General features: G+C 70.4%; 10 protein-coding genes. 6 read left to right on the top strand and 4 right to left on the bottom strand.

All coding sequences use genetic code 11. The annotated features are described in order from the left end of the window. The first annotated feature begins 40 nt into the window (after positions 1-40). Positions 41-886 (top strand): (2Fe-2S)-binding protein, encoded by an 846-nt coding sequence (locus tag OHB49_RS09905; RefSeq protein WP_329159552.1) that lies wholly within the window; start codon positions 41-43, stop codon positions 884-886. Between the two features lie 191 nt (positions 887-1,077). Next, positions 1,078-2,157: a DUF2637 domain-containing protein gene (locus OHB49_RS09910; protein WP_329159554.1), complete on the top strand. Its 1,080-nt coding sequence runs from the start codon at positions 1,078-1,080 to the stop codon at positions 2,155-2,157. Between the two features lie 98 nt (positions 2,158-2,255). Here the strand turns inward: OHB49_RS09910 and OHB49_RS09915 are convergent, their stop codons facing one another. After that, positions 2,256-2,630: an ATP-binding protein gene (locus OHB49_RS09915; RefSeq protein ID WP_329159556.1), complete on the bottom strand. Its 375-nt coding sequence runs from the start codon at positions 2,628-2,630 to the stop codon at positions 2,256-2,258. 262 nt (positions 2,631-2,892) lie between these two features. Here OHB49_RS09915 and OHB49_RS09920 point away from each other — a divergent pair, with 262 nt between their 5' ends. From OHB49_RS09920 to OHB49_RS09930, 3 genes are all read left to right on the top strand, one after another. Beyond that, positions 2,893-3,285, top strand: a complete 393-nt coding sequence (locus tag OHB49_RS09920) for a ribonuclease domain-containing protein (RefSeq protein ID WP_030978267.1) — start codon at positions 2,893-2,895, stop codon at positions 3,283-3,285. 103 nt (positions 3,286-3,388) lie between these two features. After that, the gene (locus OHB49_RS09925) at positions 3,389-3,778 is read left to right on the top strand and encodes a barstar family protein (RefSeq protein WP_329159558.1); all 390 of its coding nucleotides are present in this window, start codon (positions 3,389-3,391) and stop codon (positions 3,776-3,778) included. 156 nt (positions 3,779-3,934) lie between these two features. Continuing rightward, positions 3,935-7,048 carry an alpha-mannosidase gene (locus OHB49_RS09930; protein WP_329159560.1) on the top strand — a complete coding sequence of 1,038 codons (3,114 nt, stop codon included), beginning with the start codon at positions 3,935-3,937 and terminating at the stop codon, positions 7,046-7,048. 71 nt (positions 7,049-7,119) lie between these two features. Here OHB49_RS09930 and OHB49_RS09935 read toward each other — a convergent pair whose 3' ends face one another. From OHB49_RS09935 to OHB49_RS09945, 3 genes are all read right to left on the bottom strand, one after another. Further along, positions 7,120-8,862, bottom strand: a complete 1,743-nt coding sequence (locus OHB49_RS09935) for a pyruvate dehydrogenase (RefSeq protein ID WP_329159562.1) — start codon at positions 8,860-8,862, stop codon at positions 7,120-7,122. A gap of 62 nt (positions 8,863-8,924) precedes the next feature. Continuing rightward, positions 8,925-10,514: a protein phosphatase 2C domain-containing protein gene (locus OHB49_RS09940; protein ID WP_329159563.1), complete on the bottom strand. Its 1,590-nt coding sequence runs from the start codon at positions 10,512-10,514 to the stop codon at positions 8,925-8,927. 121 nt (positions 10,515-10,635) lie between these two features. Beyond that, positions 10,636-14,412: a S8 family peptidase gene (locus tag OHB49_RS09945; protein WP_329159565.1), complete on the bottom strand. Its 3,777-nt coding sequence runs from the start codon at positions 14,410-14,412 to the stop codon at positions 10,636-10,638. Between the two features lie 211 nt (positions 14,413-14,623). Between OHB49_RS09945 and OHB49_RS09950 the strand changes: the two genes are divergently transcribed. After that, a complete protein-coding gene (locus OHB49_RS09950; RefSeq protein ID WP_329166425.1) occupies positions 14,624-15,613 on the top strand; it encodes a helix-turn-helix domain-containing protein in 990 nt (329 codons plus the stop codon). Positions 15,614-15,723: the final 110 nt, after the last annotated feature.

A 15,723-nucleotide genomic window follows, 5' to 3' on the forward strand; every position in this document is an offset into this window, starting at 1 on the left:
AAGGCTAACCTGCAAACGATCGCGATTCGGTGGTCCCTGCATGACCCTCCCCACCCTGCTTCCCGGCACAACGACGTCCGCCGTGTCGGACGCGTACATCCGCCTGGCCGAGGTCTTCCCCGGGCTGCGTGCCGAGGTTCTCGGGGACGGCGAACCGACTCCGTCCGGTGTCGGCTGGGTGGGCGCCCACGAGCTCGCGACCGGCGGCGCCGCCCTGGACACGTTTCTCGCCTGGGACAACGCGCAGGTGCTGCGGGACTACGGGCAGCCGGCGCGGCCCGATGTGGTCGCCAGCTTCGGCCTGCACCGCTACGCCTGGCCGGCGTGTCTGCTGGTGACAGTGCCGTGGTTCCTGCACCGGCGGGTGCCGCGGATCCCCGTCGAGGATGTGTCGTTCCAGCGGGCCCTGGGCCATCTCACCGTGCGCGTAAGGGAGTTCGCCTGCCTGCCGGACGATCCGGCGGCCGCGCTGCCGGGGGCCAGGGTGGTGGCGGACGAGGCGGCACTGCGGGCCGAGGTGCTGGCCGCGGTGGCCGAACACATCGGTCCGGTGCTCGACGGCTTCGGCCCCCGGATGCGCCGCGGCAAGCGGGCCCTGTGGGGCATGGCGACGGACGAGATCGTCGAGGGCCTCTGGTACATCGCCCATCTGCTCGGCGAGGAACGGCGGGCGATGACCGAGCTGGAGGCGCTCCTGCCGGGTACCACCAAGCCGTATGTCGGCACGGCGGGCTTCCGCGAACTGACCGGGCCGAACGGCGAGTCGCTGCCCACCCGCGACCGGGCCAGCTGCTGCCTCTTCTACACGCTGCGGCCCGAGGACACCTGCGTCACCTGCCCGCGCACGTGCGACACCGACCGGGTACGGAAGCTGACGCCCGCCTGATCCGTGCCGCCCGCACAGCTGGCGAAATTCGAACACAACTCGGTTGCCACAGACGGGCGTTCGAGGAGTTTCAGTCCATCCGTACGGCCCGCCACCCCAATGGCATTCTCTTGCCCCGAAACCCCCTGAGCCCGAAGGGATTTCCGCCACTATGGCGCCCGAAACCCCTAACGCGATGCAAGGGACCGCGCATGAGACTGACCGACATATCGCTGAACTGGCTACTTCCGGGCGCAGTCCTGCTGGTGGGGGTCATGGCGGCGGTGGCGATGGTCGCGCGTGGCAAGCGCGCCGCTGACAAGTCCGCGGCCGACGACAGCTGGGAACGCAGCGAGGACCGACGCAGGCGCAAGGAGGCGCTTTACGCCACCGCCTCGTACGTGCTGCTGTTCTGCTGCGCGGCAGTCGCCGCCGCGCTCTCCTTCCATGGACTCGTCGGCTTCGGCCGACAGAACCTCAGCCTCTCCGGAGGCTGGGAGTACCTCGTCCCGTTCGGGCTCGACGGGGCGGCGATGTTCTGCTCCGTGCTCGCCGTGCGCGAGGCCAGCCACGGTGACGCGGCGCTCGGCTCCCGGCTGCTGGTGTGGACGTTCGCGGGTGCGGCCGCCTGGTTCAACTGGGTGCACGCGCCGCGCGGCATGGACCACGCGGGTGCCCCGCACTTCTTCGCGGGGATGTCGCTGTCCGCGGCGGTGCTCTTCGACCGGGCACTGAAACAGACCCGCCGGGCCGCGCTGCGCGAACAGGGCCTGGTGCCCCGCCCACTGCCGCAGATCCGGATCGTACGGTGGCTGCGCGCACCCCGGGAGACCTTCGGTGCCTGGTCGTTGATGCTGCTTGAGGGCGTACGCACGTTGGACGAAGCAGTCGACGAGGTACGCGAGGACCGGCGGGAGAAGGAGCAGAACCGTCTCCGCAGGAGGGACCAGGAGAAGCTGGACCGGGCCCACATCAAGGCCCTGAACCGGCAGAACCGGGCCTGGGGCCGGACCGGCCGGGGCGATGCCCAGATCGACGTATCGGCCATCGCCCCGGTGGCGGGCTCCGCACAGTCCGTCGTGGAACCCGCCGTACCGGAGCCGGGGCAGCTGCCTCTGCGACTCAGACCATCCCTGCAAGCCGTGAACGGCGCGAGCTCGAAGGGCTCCCCGGACCGCGGCACAAGTGATCCGAGGACCGTCGACCTCACCGCCGAGGACGACACCCAGGCCCTGCCCCGGCTCGACTCGCTGGAGCGGAAACTCAAGGACCTGGAGCAGCAGTTCGGCTGATCGAGACCGTGCTCCGCGGGACCCGGACGGTCAATGTCCGTGCGGCTCAAGGCGGAAGGCCCCGTCCGGCATCCGGCTCGTCCGGACCGCCAGGATCCTCAGGGCCTTCCGCCGTCCAGTTCGAACCAGACGACCTTGCCCAACGCGTGCGCCTTCACGCCCCAGGCGTCCGCGAGATTCCGCACCAGGATCAGCCCCCTGCCGTGCGTACCGTCGTCGGCGTCCGGTACGCACGACATGGGCAGTCCGGATACGAAATCCCGCACCTCGACCCGCAGCGTCGCCGGCGCCACGGTCACCGTGACGACCGCGCCGTGCCGCGTATGGACCAGAGCGTTCGTCACCAGTTCGCTCAGCAGGAGCTCCGCCACTTCGGCCGACTCCTCGCGCCATCGGTATCGTAGGAATTCCCGCAGCGCACAGCGCACTTCGGAGATGTCCGCCAGACCGGTATGAGCCAGTCTGCGGTGCATTCGAATCAGCTGCTGACGCTCCATCGTTTCCCCCGCGTGCACAGTGAATCACCCCCTTCTCGTCGAACACCTTCCCGGGATGCATGCCCCGCACGCGGCGCGTCACGCTTGTCGACTCATCAATAAGCACATATGGGGACGGGGCAGCCCTCCCGCCCTCGGAAACACGGCCGACACATTCCCGTCGCCGCGGTTAACTTCCAAAAAATTCACACGGGTTGGCGTTGACGAGGACATGTCTACGCGCGTCATCATGGTGGGCATGCGAATCCCCCCACGGATCACGACGCTCGGCGGTGTCGCCGCCCTCCTGTCCGTCCTCTTCGTCGGCGGCCCGATCACGGCGTCCGCCACCGCCGCCACCACATCGGTCGGCAGCATCTGCTACTCGGACCTGCCGTCCCAGGCACACGACACGCTCGATCTCATCGAGGCGGGCGGCCCCTACCCCTACTCGCAGGACGGCATCGTCTTCCAGAACCGGGAAGGCGTGCTGCCCAGCCGGAACACCGGCTACTACCACGAGTACACGGTGATCACCCCGGGCTCGCCGACCCGCGGCGCGCGACGCATCGTCACAGGTGAGCAGAGCCAGGAGGACTACTACACCGCCGACCACTACGTCACGTTCGACCTCGTCGACTACGGCTGCTGAGGATCCACCGGCAGCACCCTCCGGACCGGTCCGCGCCGTAGCCCCCCACCTGCGGCGCGGATCACCGGACCGACGAGACGGCGGTGCCTTGTACCCTGCGCCCATGACCGTGACCTATGTGATCGACGGCTCCGAAGTCACCGGACTGGAACGGTTCTGGCAGATGATCGGCGAGGCGGTGAACGGTTCTGGTGGCTACTTCGGCCGCAACCTCGACGCCTTCGCGGACTGCCTGAGCGGCGGCATGGGGACACCGGACGACGGCGACTTCGTCATCGAGTGGCGCGACCACGCAAGCTCCGCACGCGCCCTGGGCCACGAGGAGACCGCACGCCACGTGCGCCGACTGCTCGGCCGGGCGCACCCCACCAACCGGCCGGCCCTCCAGCGGAATCTGGACGAGGCACTGGCCGGACACGGTCCGACGCTCTTCGACCAACTGGTGGAGATCATCGAGGAACGGACCGCGCCCGGCACACTGCGACTGCGCTGAACCGTCGCCGCGCCTGCACCCGCGCACCGAGTGCGTACGCCTCCGGTGCCCACCGGGCTACGTCGTCCGTCACGGACCCGCACCAGGGGTGCCCCGCGCGTCGCCGGGGAAGTGGTGCCATGAGCACCCCGCAGCTGCCGACCCCGAGGAGCCGTGATGCACGACGACCGCACGCTGGTGGAGGGCCGCCTGGAGCGGGCTCTCCACCAATTCATCCGCCCCGCCCAGTACGCGGACCGGTCCCCGCTCGGTCTCTCGGTGTGGCATGCCCCGGGCGAGCCGGTGCCGGTGGCGGAGGCCATGAAGGGGACGTACGAGCCCTTCACGACCGGAACCGAGTGGGGCAGCCCCTGGTCGACCAGCTGGTTCCGGCTGGAGGGCACGGTGCCCGAGGCATGGGCGGGACGCCATGTCGAGGTGGTGGTGGATCCTGGTTTCTCCGGTCAGGGCCCCGGCTTCCAGGCCGAGGGGATGCTCTACGACGCCGAGGGCGTACCGCTCAAGGGCATCCATCCGCACAATCGCCATCTGACCGTCTCGGCTTCGGCTGCGGGTGGTGAGCCGGTCTCCCTGCTGCTGGAGGCGGCGGCCAACCCGGCCGTCCTGGAGCACGGCTTCGAGCCGACTCCCCTCGGTGACATCCTGACGGCGGGCGACCGGCCGCTCTACAGGTTCGCCTCCGCGGACCTAGCCGTGCTGGACGAGGAGGTCTGGCATCTCGTCCTGGACATCGAGGTGCTGTCCGAGCTGATGCACGAGCTGCCCGCCGACCGGTCGCGGCGCCACGAGATCCTGCGGGCGCTGGAGCGGATGCTCGACGCCCTGGACCTGCACGACGTGGCGGGCACGGCGGCCGCGGGCCGCGCCGAGCTGGCCGGGGCCCTGTCCCGCCCGGCGTCGGCGAGCGCACACCGGATCTCGGCGGCCGGCCATGCGCACATCGACTCCGCGTGGCTGTGGCCGCTGCGCGAGACGGTACGGAAGGCCTCGCGTACGTTCGCCAACGTCACCGCGCTCGCCCAGGACTATCCGGAGCTGGTCTTCGCGTGTTCGCAGGCCCAGCAGTACGCCTGGGTGCGTGATCACCAGCCGCACATCTGGGAGCGGATCAAGCGGGCGGTGGCGGACGGGCAGTGGGCGCCTGTCGGCTCGATGTGGGTGGAGTCCGATGCGAACATGCCGGGCGGCGAGGCGCTGGCACGGCAGATCGTGCACGGGAAGCGATTCTTCGAGCAGGAGTTGGGGGTGGAGACGCAGGAGATCTGGCTGCCGGACTCCTTCGGCTACACAGCTGCTTTCCCGCAGCTGGCACGGCTGGCGGGGGTGAAGTGGTTCCTGACGCAGAAGCTGTCCTGGAACCAGACGAACAAGATGCCGCATCACACCTTCTGGTGGGAGGGCATCGACGGGACCCGTGTCTTCACCCACTTCCCGCCCGTCGACACGTACAACGCGAACTTTCACGCACGTCAACTCGCCCATGCGGAAAAGAACTTCGCGGACAAGGGGCGGGCGACCCGGTCCCTGGTGCCGTTCGGCTGGGGTGACGGCGGGGGCGGTCCGACCCGGGAGATGCTGGAGAAGGCGCGCAGGCTGCGGGATCTGGAGGGTTCGCCGCGGGTCGAGATCGAGAAGCCGTCGGCATTCTTCGCGGCGGCCGAGGAAGAGTACGCGGAGCAGGCGCCGGTCTGGTCCGGCGAGCTGTACCTGGAGCTGCACCGGGCGACGTACACCACCCAGGCCAAGACCAAGCAGGGCAACCGGCGCAGTGAACACCTGTTGCGCGAGGCCGAGTTGTGGGCGACTGCGGCGGCCCTGCGGGCGCCCGGATACGCGTATCCGTACGAGACACTGGACCGGGTGTGGAAGACGGTCCTGCTGCATCAGTTCCATGACATCCTGCCGGGCTCGTCGATCGCGTGGGTGCACCGCGAGGCCCGAGACACGTACGAACAGGTGCGGGCGGAGCTGGCGGACCTGGTGGCGGAGGCGGTGACGGAGCTGGGCGCGGCGGATGGACTCGTCGCACTGAACTCCTCCCCGTACGACCGAAGTCAGGTGATCGAGCTCGACGCGGAAGCGAGCGCGGTGCTGCCGTCCGGTGCACAGGTGCAGCCGCTGGACGAGTGGCGTACTGCGGTGTTCGCCCGGTCGCCGGGACTGGGCGCGGGGCTGCTCGACGGATCGGCGGTGCCGGAGCGGGAGGCGGTGACGAGCCGCACGGCGGACGACGGGTTCGTCCTCGACAACGGGCTCCTGCGGGTCACCGTCGACCGCGACGGTCTGATCGCGGCCGTCCGCGATCTCGACGCGCACCGCGAGGTCGTCGCCCCCGGCCACCGGGCGAACCTCCTTCAGCTGCACCCTGATCACCCCAACCACTGGGACGCCTGGGACATCGACCGGCACTACCGCCGCTCCCGCACCGATCTGACCGATGCCGAATCGGTCGAGCTGGTCGAGGAAGGGCCGCTGCGGACGGCAGTGCGTGTGGTGCGGACGTTCGGCAAGTCCCGGATCGTGCAGGAGATCCGGCTGGCCGCGGGCAGCCGACAGGTCGACATCGAGACCGAGGTGGACTGGCAGGAGTCGGAGAAGGTCCTCAAGGCGGCCTTCCCGCTCGATGTGCATGCCGAACGGTCCACGGCAGAGATCCAGTTCGGCCACGTCCACCGGGCCACTCACGACAACACCGGCTGGGACGCGGCCCGTTTCGAAATCTGTGCGCACCGCTGGCTGCGGGTGGCCGAGCCGGGATACGGGATCGCGGTGCTCAACGACTCGACGTACGGGCACGATGTGACCCGGACCCCGCACGAGTCGGGTCTCGCCACGACCGTACGGCTGACGCTGCTGCGCGCCCCGCACAGCCCGGACCCGGAGACCGACCTCGGCACGCACCGGTTCCGGTACGCACTGGCGCCCGGCGCGGAGGTCACGGACGCGGTCCGCGCGGGGCTCGCGCTCAATCTGCCACTGCGGGCGGCGGTGGCCCCGGTGGTGCCGTCGCTGATCACCACCGGTCATCCCGCGGTGACCGTGGAGTCGGTGAAGCTGGCCGAGGACCGCAGCGGCGATGTGATCGTGCGGCTGTACGAGTCGGCGGGCGGCCGCGCCACGACGACGCTCCAGGTCGGCTTCCCCGTCGTACAGGCGCAGATCACCGACCTGCTGGAGCGGCCCCTGCACGAGGCGACGGCCGATGAGCACGGTCTCGTGGTCGCGCTGCGGCCGTTCCAGATCCTGACGCTACGGCTGACCCCGGCCTGAGCGACCGCCCCGCCCCGGACCGGCTCAGAGCCTGTCGGGTGACCTTCGATCGGAGGTCACCCGACAGGCTCTCAGGGGCGGGGCATGTTCCGCAGGTTGGAGCGGGCCATCTGAAGCATCCGGCCCACACCTCCGTCCAGCACGATCTTGCTGGCGGAGAGCGCGAACCCGGTCACCATCTCCGCGCTGATCCTCGGCGGGATGGAGAGCGCGTTGGGGTCGGTGACGACGTCGATCAGGGCCGGGCCCTTCTGCTTGAAGGCGTCCTTGAGGGCGCCTTCGAGCTGCTTGGGCTTCTCGACCCGTACGCCGTACGCCCCGGCGGCCCGTGCGATCGCGGCGAAGTCCGGGTTCTTGTTGGTCGTACCGAACGACGGCAGACCGGCGACCAGCATCTCCAACTCCACCATGGACAGGGAGGAGTTGTTGAACAGGACCACCTTCACCGGCAGGTCGTACTGGACGAGGGTCAGGAAGTCGCCCATCAACATGGTGAATCCGCCGTCGCCGGACATCGACACGACCTGCCGGTTCCGGTCGACGAACTGGGCGCCGATGGCCTGCGGCAGCGCGTTGGCCATCGAGCCGTGACTGAACGAACCGATCACCCGGCGCTTTCCGTTCGGCGACAGATAGCGGGCCGCCCAGACGTTGCACATCCCGGTGTCGACGGTGAACACGGCATCGTCGTCGGCGAGTTCGTCGAGCACCGAGGCGACGTACTCCGGGTGGATCGGGATGTGCTTCTCGACCTTGCGGGTGTACGCCTTGACCACGCCCTCCAGCGCCTCGGCGTGCTTCTTCAGCATCCGGTCGAGGAATTTCCGGTCGGTCTTGGCCTTCACCCGCGGCGTCAGACAGCGCAGCGTCTCGCGGACATCGCCCCACACCGCCAGATCCAGCTTGGAGCGGCGGCCCAGGTTCTCGGGGCGTACATCGACCTGGACGATCTTCACATCGGTGGGCAGGAAGGCGTTGTACGGGAAGTCGGTGCCGAGCAGGACCAGCAGATCGCACTCATGGGTCGCCTCGTACGCGGCGCCGTAGCCGAGCAGTCCGCTCATGCCGACGTCGTACGGGTTGTCGTACTGGATCCACTCCTTGCCCCGCAACGCGTGCCCGACCGGGGCCTTCACCCGCTCGGCGAACTCCATGACCTCGGCGTGGGCGCCCGCGGTGCCGCTGCCGCAGAAGAGGGTCACCCGTTTCGCCTCGTCGACCATCCGGCAGAGCTTCTCGATCTCCTCGTCGCCGGGCCGTACCGTCGGCCGCGAGGTGACCAGGGCATGCTCGATCGACTTCTCCGGCGCCGGCTGGGAGGCGATGTCACCCGGCATCGAGACGACGCTGACGCCGCCTCGGCCGATCGCGTGCTGAATCGCCGTCTGGAGCAGCCGTGGCATCTGCTGCGGGTTGGAGATCATCTCGTTGTAGTGGCTGCACTCCTGGAAGAGCAGATCCGGATGCGTCTCCTGGAAGTAGCCGAGACCGATCTCGCTCGAAGGGATGTGCGAGGCGAGGGCGAGGACGGGAGCCATGGAACGGTGGGCGTCGTAGAGGCCGTTGATGAGGTGCAGATTGCCGGGGCCGCAGGAGCCCGCGCAGGCGGCGAGGGAGCCGGTGATCTGGGCCTCGGCACCGGCGGCGAACGCGGCGGTCTCCTCGTGCCTGACCTGGATCCACTCGATGGCGGAGTTGCGGCGGATGGCGTCGACGACCGGGTTGAGGCTGTCGCCGACGACGCCGTAGAGCCTCTTGACGCCCGCCCGGACGAGAATGTCGACGAACTGCTCCGACACGTTCTGCTTGGCCATGGGTGCGTATCCTCTCCGCGCCGGCAGCGCGCTAGGAATCCATCAACCCATGGCCCGCACGGTTACGCCTCCCAGACGCCGACACTCGTGCGGTCGTCGGCGTACCCCTTCACCCTGAGCTGGGTGTCCGCGAGGAAGGCCGCCAGGCCGGGCGGTTCCGGGGGCGTCCAGCGTTCGGCGAGCTCGTCGGCGAGGGCGGGCTCGCCGCGCAACGGCTCGGCCAGCCCGGTGCTGCAGAGCAGCAGCGTGTCCCCCGGTCGGGCCACCGAGGCGCGGAACCGGAAGGGCTCCGCCGGTGGCGGGGGCGGGCTCTCGATGTACGGGGACGGGGGCGTCGTGATCCCCAGGTCCATGGTCAGCCGGTCGCCGTGGGGCCCGCTCTCGGGGGACGCGGATCCGAAACCGACGACGGGCTCCCCGGTGACGGCCCCGGGCGCCGGAACGTCCGGTTCGAGGTCCCGCCAGACGCCGTCGCGCAGCCGGAAGAGCCCGCCGCCGCCCACTCCGAAGAAGACCCGGGTGCGGCAGTCGGGGTCGGCCGACAGGAGCAGGCAGCGCAGGCCCGCGGTGTACTCGTGCGGTTCGAGCCCCAACTCGGCGGCGCGGGCGCGGAGCCTGCCGTAACTGCGGTCGGTGAGGCGCTGCAGACCGGACTTGAGGTCGGCCCGGCGGCCTGCCCTTATGTCCTCGGCGAGGCGGGCGTGGCTGCGGCCGACAGCACCGCCGATCCAGCGGCAGGCGTCGGCGGCCGCGAGATGGGCGCCCTCGGCGGCGCGGGCGCCGCTGGCGACGGCGATGAGCACGAGAGCGTTCTCGGCGGCGCCGAAGCGCACGGTGAGCAGGGCGTCGCGCCGGGGCTCGCCGCGGAACCGCGCGGAGTCCCCTCGCACCGAGGCGGCACGCAGGGTGTACGTGCCGTACCTGGCTCCGTCGAGCACGGTGTCGGCGACGAGCCCGTCGAGTTCCTGGGGGGTGGTGGCGGGCAGGGCGGTGGGCTCTGCGTCGTAGGTGGGCGGCCGGTCCCCTACATACATGAGTCCGGGGCGGGATGTGGGGCCGGGAGCAGCCGGGGCGGGGCCGGAGCCGGAATCGGTCGCCCCTGCGGGTGCGGGGTCATCCGGGGCCTCGGCCCGCTCGGCGACCGGCCGCCTCGGCAGAGGCGGCACGTGCTCGGGCGGAGGCGGGGCCGGGACGGGTGGCGGGGCCGGGACGGGTGGCGGGGCCGGGACGGGTGGCGGTCCATCGACGATCCCCGGCCGCTCGGCGCCGGGCGGCGGGACCGGGGGCGGCGCATCGACGAGCGGCGACGCAGGAGCCGGTGGTACGGCGAGGGTTCGTGGCTGTGCGGCGCCGCTCGGTGGCTCCCACGGGGCGCGCTCGGCCTCCGCCGGCGGCTCCCATGGCGCACGCTCCCGTACAGGTGGCGCGGGCGGCGTCCGAGGATCGGGCACGGCCGCGTCCGTCCCGCCGTCCCCGTCATCACGACCGGGCCCGCCCCGCCCCGCCGGACCCACCGCGTCCGAGGCCGAGTCGAAGCGGTCGTCGAGACTGTCGGCCGCGTTGGTCGACCCGGCGTCCGCGGCGGTTTCGTCGTACAGCCTGCGCCACCAGTCGTCCTCGTGGGCGGCGGGCCTCTCCCCCTGCTGACTCATGCCCTTATTGTCCACCGCACGGGCCGTACGAAAACGGGTCATCGGGAAAAAAGAGGTCCGCCGGGCGACCCCACCCCCCACGGGAAGGACGCCCGGCGGACCGGTTCTGGTGTGACCCGGGTCAGCGCACCGCGTATGCGTCGACGATGGTCTGGACGACGGAGTTGCCGTTGGCGTCCGTCAGTTCCGTCTTCAGCGTGACCGGCTTGCCGGCCGCGCCCGCGTGGTTCACGGTCGCGGTCCAACGCCCGTCCCGCTGTGCGGTGGTGGCCTGGGTCCAGGTCGTGCCACCGTCGTACGAGTACGAGACCTTGGCCGCGGTCAGCTTGCCGGGTGTGTAGCCCGCGTGGCCGGTGACGCTCAGGCCGATCTTCTGACCGTCCTGTGCCGCCAGGGTCTTCATCCCGTCCGTCGCCAGGTCGTAGCCCGGGAAGAGGAGCGGGATGCCCTGAGAGTACGCGTTCTCATCCCGCTTCGAACGGAATTTCCAGGTGGTCTCGGTCTGGGTGGACCGCTTCCACACGGCCGCGGGGGAACCGACCTTCATGGTGACCATGGTCAGCTCGTACGGTGCGTCCTCGGCCGGCACCTCGAACACGCCGGACGGGTACCCGCTGCTGCCGTAGTTCTTGTCGCCGCTGGTCAGTGTCATGTTGCCCAGGTCACCGAACGAGCCCTGGATACCACCATGTTCGCTGTCGGCCCAGAAGCCCGGGGCGACGCCGATCAGGTTGTCCTGCCGCTCGGCGGCGAGCACCTCCTTGCCCTGGAAGTCGCGCGGAGTGGACGGACCGACGATCCCCCGGTACCAGCTCTCCGTGCGCTGCGAGCCGGACTTGTAGGTGTGGGCGGGGTCCACCATGGACTCGCCCCAGGGGAAGCTGGAGGAGACGAAGCGCTCCCAGGCGCTGTCGCCCGCCGAGTAGTACTCGGTGCGCTTGCCCGGGACGGCGACGGTGTCGAACGCGGCGGAGAAGCGCCCGCCGTACGGCCGGTCCATGACCACCGAGTCGACGTAGTCGGCTGCCACGCCCATCGCCTCGTATGTGGCGGTGGACTTGCCGAGCTTGCTGTCACGGACCTTGTACGTACGGTCCGAGGTGACCGGGCCGGTCTCGGGGAAACTGAGGTTGTAGACGAACGGGCTGGCGGCGGTGGCCTTCCAGCGCAGCGTCACGAGACCGTCGGCGAGGGCGGCGGTCAGGCCGGCGGCCTCACTCGTCTCGATCGCGAGGGAGGGCAACGGCGCCGAGCCGAAGCCGAGGGACGGCAGCCAGGTGCCCGCGGACGGGCGGTACACGATGATCGCCTTGGCGCCGGCGGCCTTGGCGTTCCGCGCCTGGACGGTCATGAATCCGTCGTCGGCGACCTTCACCAGAGCGATCTTGCCCGCGACGCCGGCGGCCTTCAGCTCGTCCGGAGTGCCGGTGCCCGCGTCCACGAGCGCGGCCTCGCCCGTACCGTCGAGGCTGACGGCGCTGGTGCTGGCCGTCTGCGGGTGCAGCTCGGCACCGCCGACGACCGAGAGCTTCTCGATCTGCGGGGCGTACGCACGCCAGAAGCTGGCGAACTCGAAGTCGCCGTCGGTGGCCCTGCCCTCGACGTCGGCCAGGTAGTTCTTCACGACGCGGCTGCCGGTGACGGAACCCGAGTGCAGCCAGACGTCGTCCCAGCTGCGTCCGAAGCTGAGGGTCGTCGAGCGGTTCTCGGACCTGCGGTCCTCGGTCTTCACCTGGATCCGGTGGGCCTTCCGGGCGTCCAGTACCAGGGTGGTGTCCTTGGTGACGTTCAGCTGCGGCCTGGCGAGGTAGCCGACGGACTCGACCATCCTGCCGGTGGCGTCCTTCAGGTCCGGCGACATGACGAAGCTGGAGACGAAGTACGCACCGGGGCGCACCTGGTACACCTGGTCGGCCGCCCCGTCGTTGAAGCGGCGCTCACCGCTGGCGGTGTCGGTGCCGATGACGTCCAGCGAGGAGGAACCCGCGGCGGGCTTGCCGGTGCGGTCGATGAGCTTGACGCGCAGGGTGACCGTCTCGGCGCCGACGTACAGCGAGAACGGGGTGGAGACCTTGACGCCGTCGGCGCCGGTGGCCAGTACGCGCCCGGTGACGTCGCCGTACTGGGCGGCCTTCAGCTGCGCGGTCGGGTCGATGTGCAGCGGGACCTTGACGGTCGCTCCGGCCGGCACGGTGACACTGCTCGCGTCCAGCTTGGCGACGGAGGAGCGGACCGCCGAGCCGTCGTTGCCGGTGACGCCCTGGACCTTCAGCGACAGCTTCACCGGCTTGGTGCCGGAGTTGGTGTACGGGACGTCGACCGTGGTGCGGTCGCTCCTGTCCTGCGGCCAGTTGAACGTGCCGCCCTGGACGGCGGGGGCGCCGACGACGGTGGTGTCGATGGCGGCCTTGACATCGAGGCGGCCGCCGCCGGTCTCCCGTACGTCGCCGGGGATGTCGCTCTTCGCGGAGGACACGAGAGCGGCCTTGATCTGCTGTGCTGTCCAGTCCGGGTGACGCTGCTTCACGATGGCGGCGGCGCCCGCGACATGCGGGGTGGCCATCGACGTACCGGACATCGTCCGGTACGCGTACACCCCGCGGCCACCGGCCGCTGCGGCCGAGATGTCGACGCCGGGGGCGGAGATCTCGGGCTTGAGGGTGTGCGAGCCGATCACGGGTCCGCGGCTGGAGAACTGGGCGGTGGAGTCGTCGCGGTCGACGGCGCCGACGGTCAGCACACTGGGGGCGCAGCCCGGCGAGGAGACAGTGTTCAGCGTCGGGCCGGAGTTGCCCGCCGCGATCACGAACAGGGTGTCCTTGCTCTGGGCGAGTTCCTCGGCGGCGACGCTCATCGGGTCGGTGCAGTCGGTCGGCGTCTGGCTGCCGAGACTCATCGAGACGACGTCGGCCTTCTGGTCGACGGCCCACTGCATACCGGCGATGATCCAGGACTCGGCGCCGGAACCGCTGTCGTTGAGGACCTTGCCGGCGAGCAGGTCGGCGCCAGGGGCGACGCCCTTCTTCTTCCCGTCGCTGGCCGCGCCGGATCCGCCCACGGTGGAGATGGTGTGGGTGCCGTGGCCCTGCCGGTCGTCGGTGGTGCCGGAGTCGGTGAAGTTCTCCGAGGCGGCGATCCGGCCCTTGAGGTCGGGGTGTTCGGCGTCGACACCGGTGTCGAGCACGGCGACCTTGGTGCCCTTGCCGTCGTAACCGGCGGCCCAGGCGAGGTCGGCGCCGACCTGCTTCGTCGACTTGTCGAGAGTGGCCTGAACCTTGCGGTCGAGCCAGAGCTTCTTGAGACCGGAGACCGAGCGGGAGCGGGTGTCGGTGACGTCCGACCAGAAGTCGGCGGCCTTCTCCTTGTCCGCCTTGAGCGCGACGCCGTCGATGGCGTCGAGCGCGAGTCCGCGCTTCGCTCCGCGCGGGGTGACGGGCGCCGAGCGGGCCAGGTCCTGGCCGTACACCGCGATCAGCGGCAGCGACTTGGTGCTCGCGTCGTCGTAGCCCTGGCGGATCAGTCCGGTGACGTTGAAGAGTTCTTCGTCGACCTTGCCCGCGGCGAGCGCCTCGGTCGCGGTGTCCGGGTAGACGTACAGGTCCTTGCCGGACTGCCGGGTCTGGATGAGCGGCACGGTGCCGTCCTCGCGTGGCAGCGCGGTGGCGGACGCCGCCCCCGAACGGTCCGTGCTCACCAGAACCTTGTCCCCGGTGACCAGGGTGACGGTGACCGGCTTGCTGCCCTTCCCGGCGGCGGCAGCGGTGGCTGCCGCACTTCCGGTGAGCGGTCTTGTCGCGGCGGGCGCGTCCTGTGGCACGGCCACGGACGGCGCTACCACGGTGGCGGCCAGGACGGCGGCTGTCGCCGCTCCCAGCGCCGTACGCGATATCGGGCGCATCGCTCTCCCCAGGTGATTCCGGAAGAAGGGCACACAAAGGCCTTGTTTCCGGAGGTTGTTGGTACTGCGGTGGCGCCACATTGGCAGAGGTACGTGCGATACAGGGATGATGTACACGGCGGGTTTACGCCGTGGCCGCTTTCCGCCACCGCCGACCTGCCGAAGAGTGCGCAACGATGCAGAAATGACGCGTCCGGGGAGGGGTCCGAAGGTGCTGGGAGCCATAGGTCTCGACGAGAGACAGGAGTCCGCCTACCGTGCGCTCGTCGCGATGGGGGCGGCGGAGGTCAACGACCTCGCGCACCGGCTGGGGCTTCCCGAGTCGGAGACCGAGCGGGCGCTGCGCCGGCTGGAGCAGCAGGGTCTCGCCGCCCAGTCGTCCGCCCGCACCGGCCGGTGGGTGGCGGCGCCTCCCGGGGTCGCCCTGGGTGCGCTGCTCACCCAGCAGCGCCATGAGCTGGAGCAGGCGGAGCTGGCGGCGGCGCTGCTCGCCGAGGAGTACCGGGCGGATGCCGCCGAACCCGCCGTGCACGACCTGGTCGAGGTGGTCACGGGCGCGAGCGCGGTGGCGCACCGCTTCCACCAGTTGCAGCTGGGGGCGGCGAGCGAGGTGTGCGCGCTGGTCACCGGGAACCCGATCGCGGTCAGCGGTCTGGAGAACGAGTCGGAGGAGCGGGCCGCCACCCGTGGAGTGTCGTTCCGGGTGGTGATCGAGCGCGAGGTGCTCGCGCTGCCGAGCGGGATCCTGGAACTGTCGGCGGCGCTGAGCCGGAACGAGCAGTGCCGGGTCGTCGACCGGGTGCCGACCAAGCTGGTCGTCGCGGACGCCTCGCTGGCCATGGTGCCGCTGACGGGTCGCGGCGCCGAGCCGGCGGCGCTGGTCGTCCATGCCTCCGGGCTGCTGGAGTCGTTGATGGGGCTCTTCGAGGCGGTGTGGCGCGAGGCCATGCCGCTGCGGCTCGGCGAGAGCGGCTGGGCTCAGGAGACCACCGTCGGACCCGATCCGACCGACCTGGAGATTCTGTCGTTGCTGCTGGCCGGGCTGACGGACGCGAGCGTGGCGAAACAGCTGGAGCTGGGGCTGCGGACCGTCCAGCGGCGGGTGAAGGGCCTGATGGAGCTGACCGGCGTGTCGACGCGGCTGCAGCTGGGCTGGCATGCGTACGAACGGGGCTGGGTCTCCCGCAGCCCGCGAGCCTGAGACAGGCTGTCCGGCAGGGTCTCGCGATCGCCCCCCATTACGCCTCTGATCTGCATCTTCGGCTCCCGCCGGGCACCTTGCCGCCGGGCGGGACCTGCCGGACTCCGGCA

Source organism: Streptomyces sp. NBC_01717, from assembly GCF_036248255.1.
GTDB lineage: Bacteria > Actinomycetota > Actinomycetes > Streptomycetales > Streptomycetaceae > Streptomyces.

Bases quoted from the DNA above. Each gene is read 5' to 3' on its own strand.
- OHB49_RS09945 (WP_329159565.1), bottom strand. From the start codon at position 14,412: ATGCGCCCGATATCGCGTACGGCGCTGGGAGCGGCGACAGCCGCCGTC.
- OHB49_RS09915 (WP_329159556.1), bottom strand. From the start codon at position 2,630: ATGCACCGCAGACTGGCTCATACCGGTCTGGCGGACATCTCCGAAGTG.
- OHB49_RS09910 (WP_329159554.1), top strand. From the start codon at position 1,078: ATGAGACTGACCGACATATCGCTGAACTGGCTACTTCCGGGCGCAGTC.
- OHB49_RS09925 (WP_329159558.1), top strand. From the start codon at position 3,389: ATGACCGTGACCTATGTGATCGACGGCTCCGAAGTCACCGGACTGGAA.
- OHB49_RS09920 (WP_030978267.1), top strand. From the start codon at position 2,893: ATGCGAATCCCCCCACGGATCACGACGCTCGGCGGTGTCGCCGCCCTC.
- OHB49_RS09905 (WP_329159552.1), top strand. From the start codon at position 41: ATGACCCTCCCCACCCTGCTTCCCGGCACAACGACGTCCGCCGTGTCG.
- OHB49_RS09935 (WP_329159562.1), bottom strand. From the start codon at position 8,862: ATGGCCAAGCAGAACGTGTCGGAGCAGTTCGTCGACATTCTCGTCCGG.
- OHB49_RS09930 (WP_329159560.1), top strand. From the start codon at position 3,935: ATGCACGACGACCGCACGCTGGTGGAGGGCCGCCTGGAGCGGGCTCTC.
- OHB49_RS09940 (WP_329159563.1), bottom strand. From the start codon at position 10,514: ATGAGTCAGCAGGGGGAGAGGCCCGCCGCCCACGAGGACGACTGGTGG.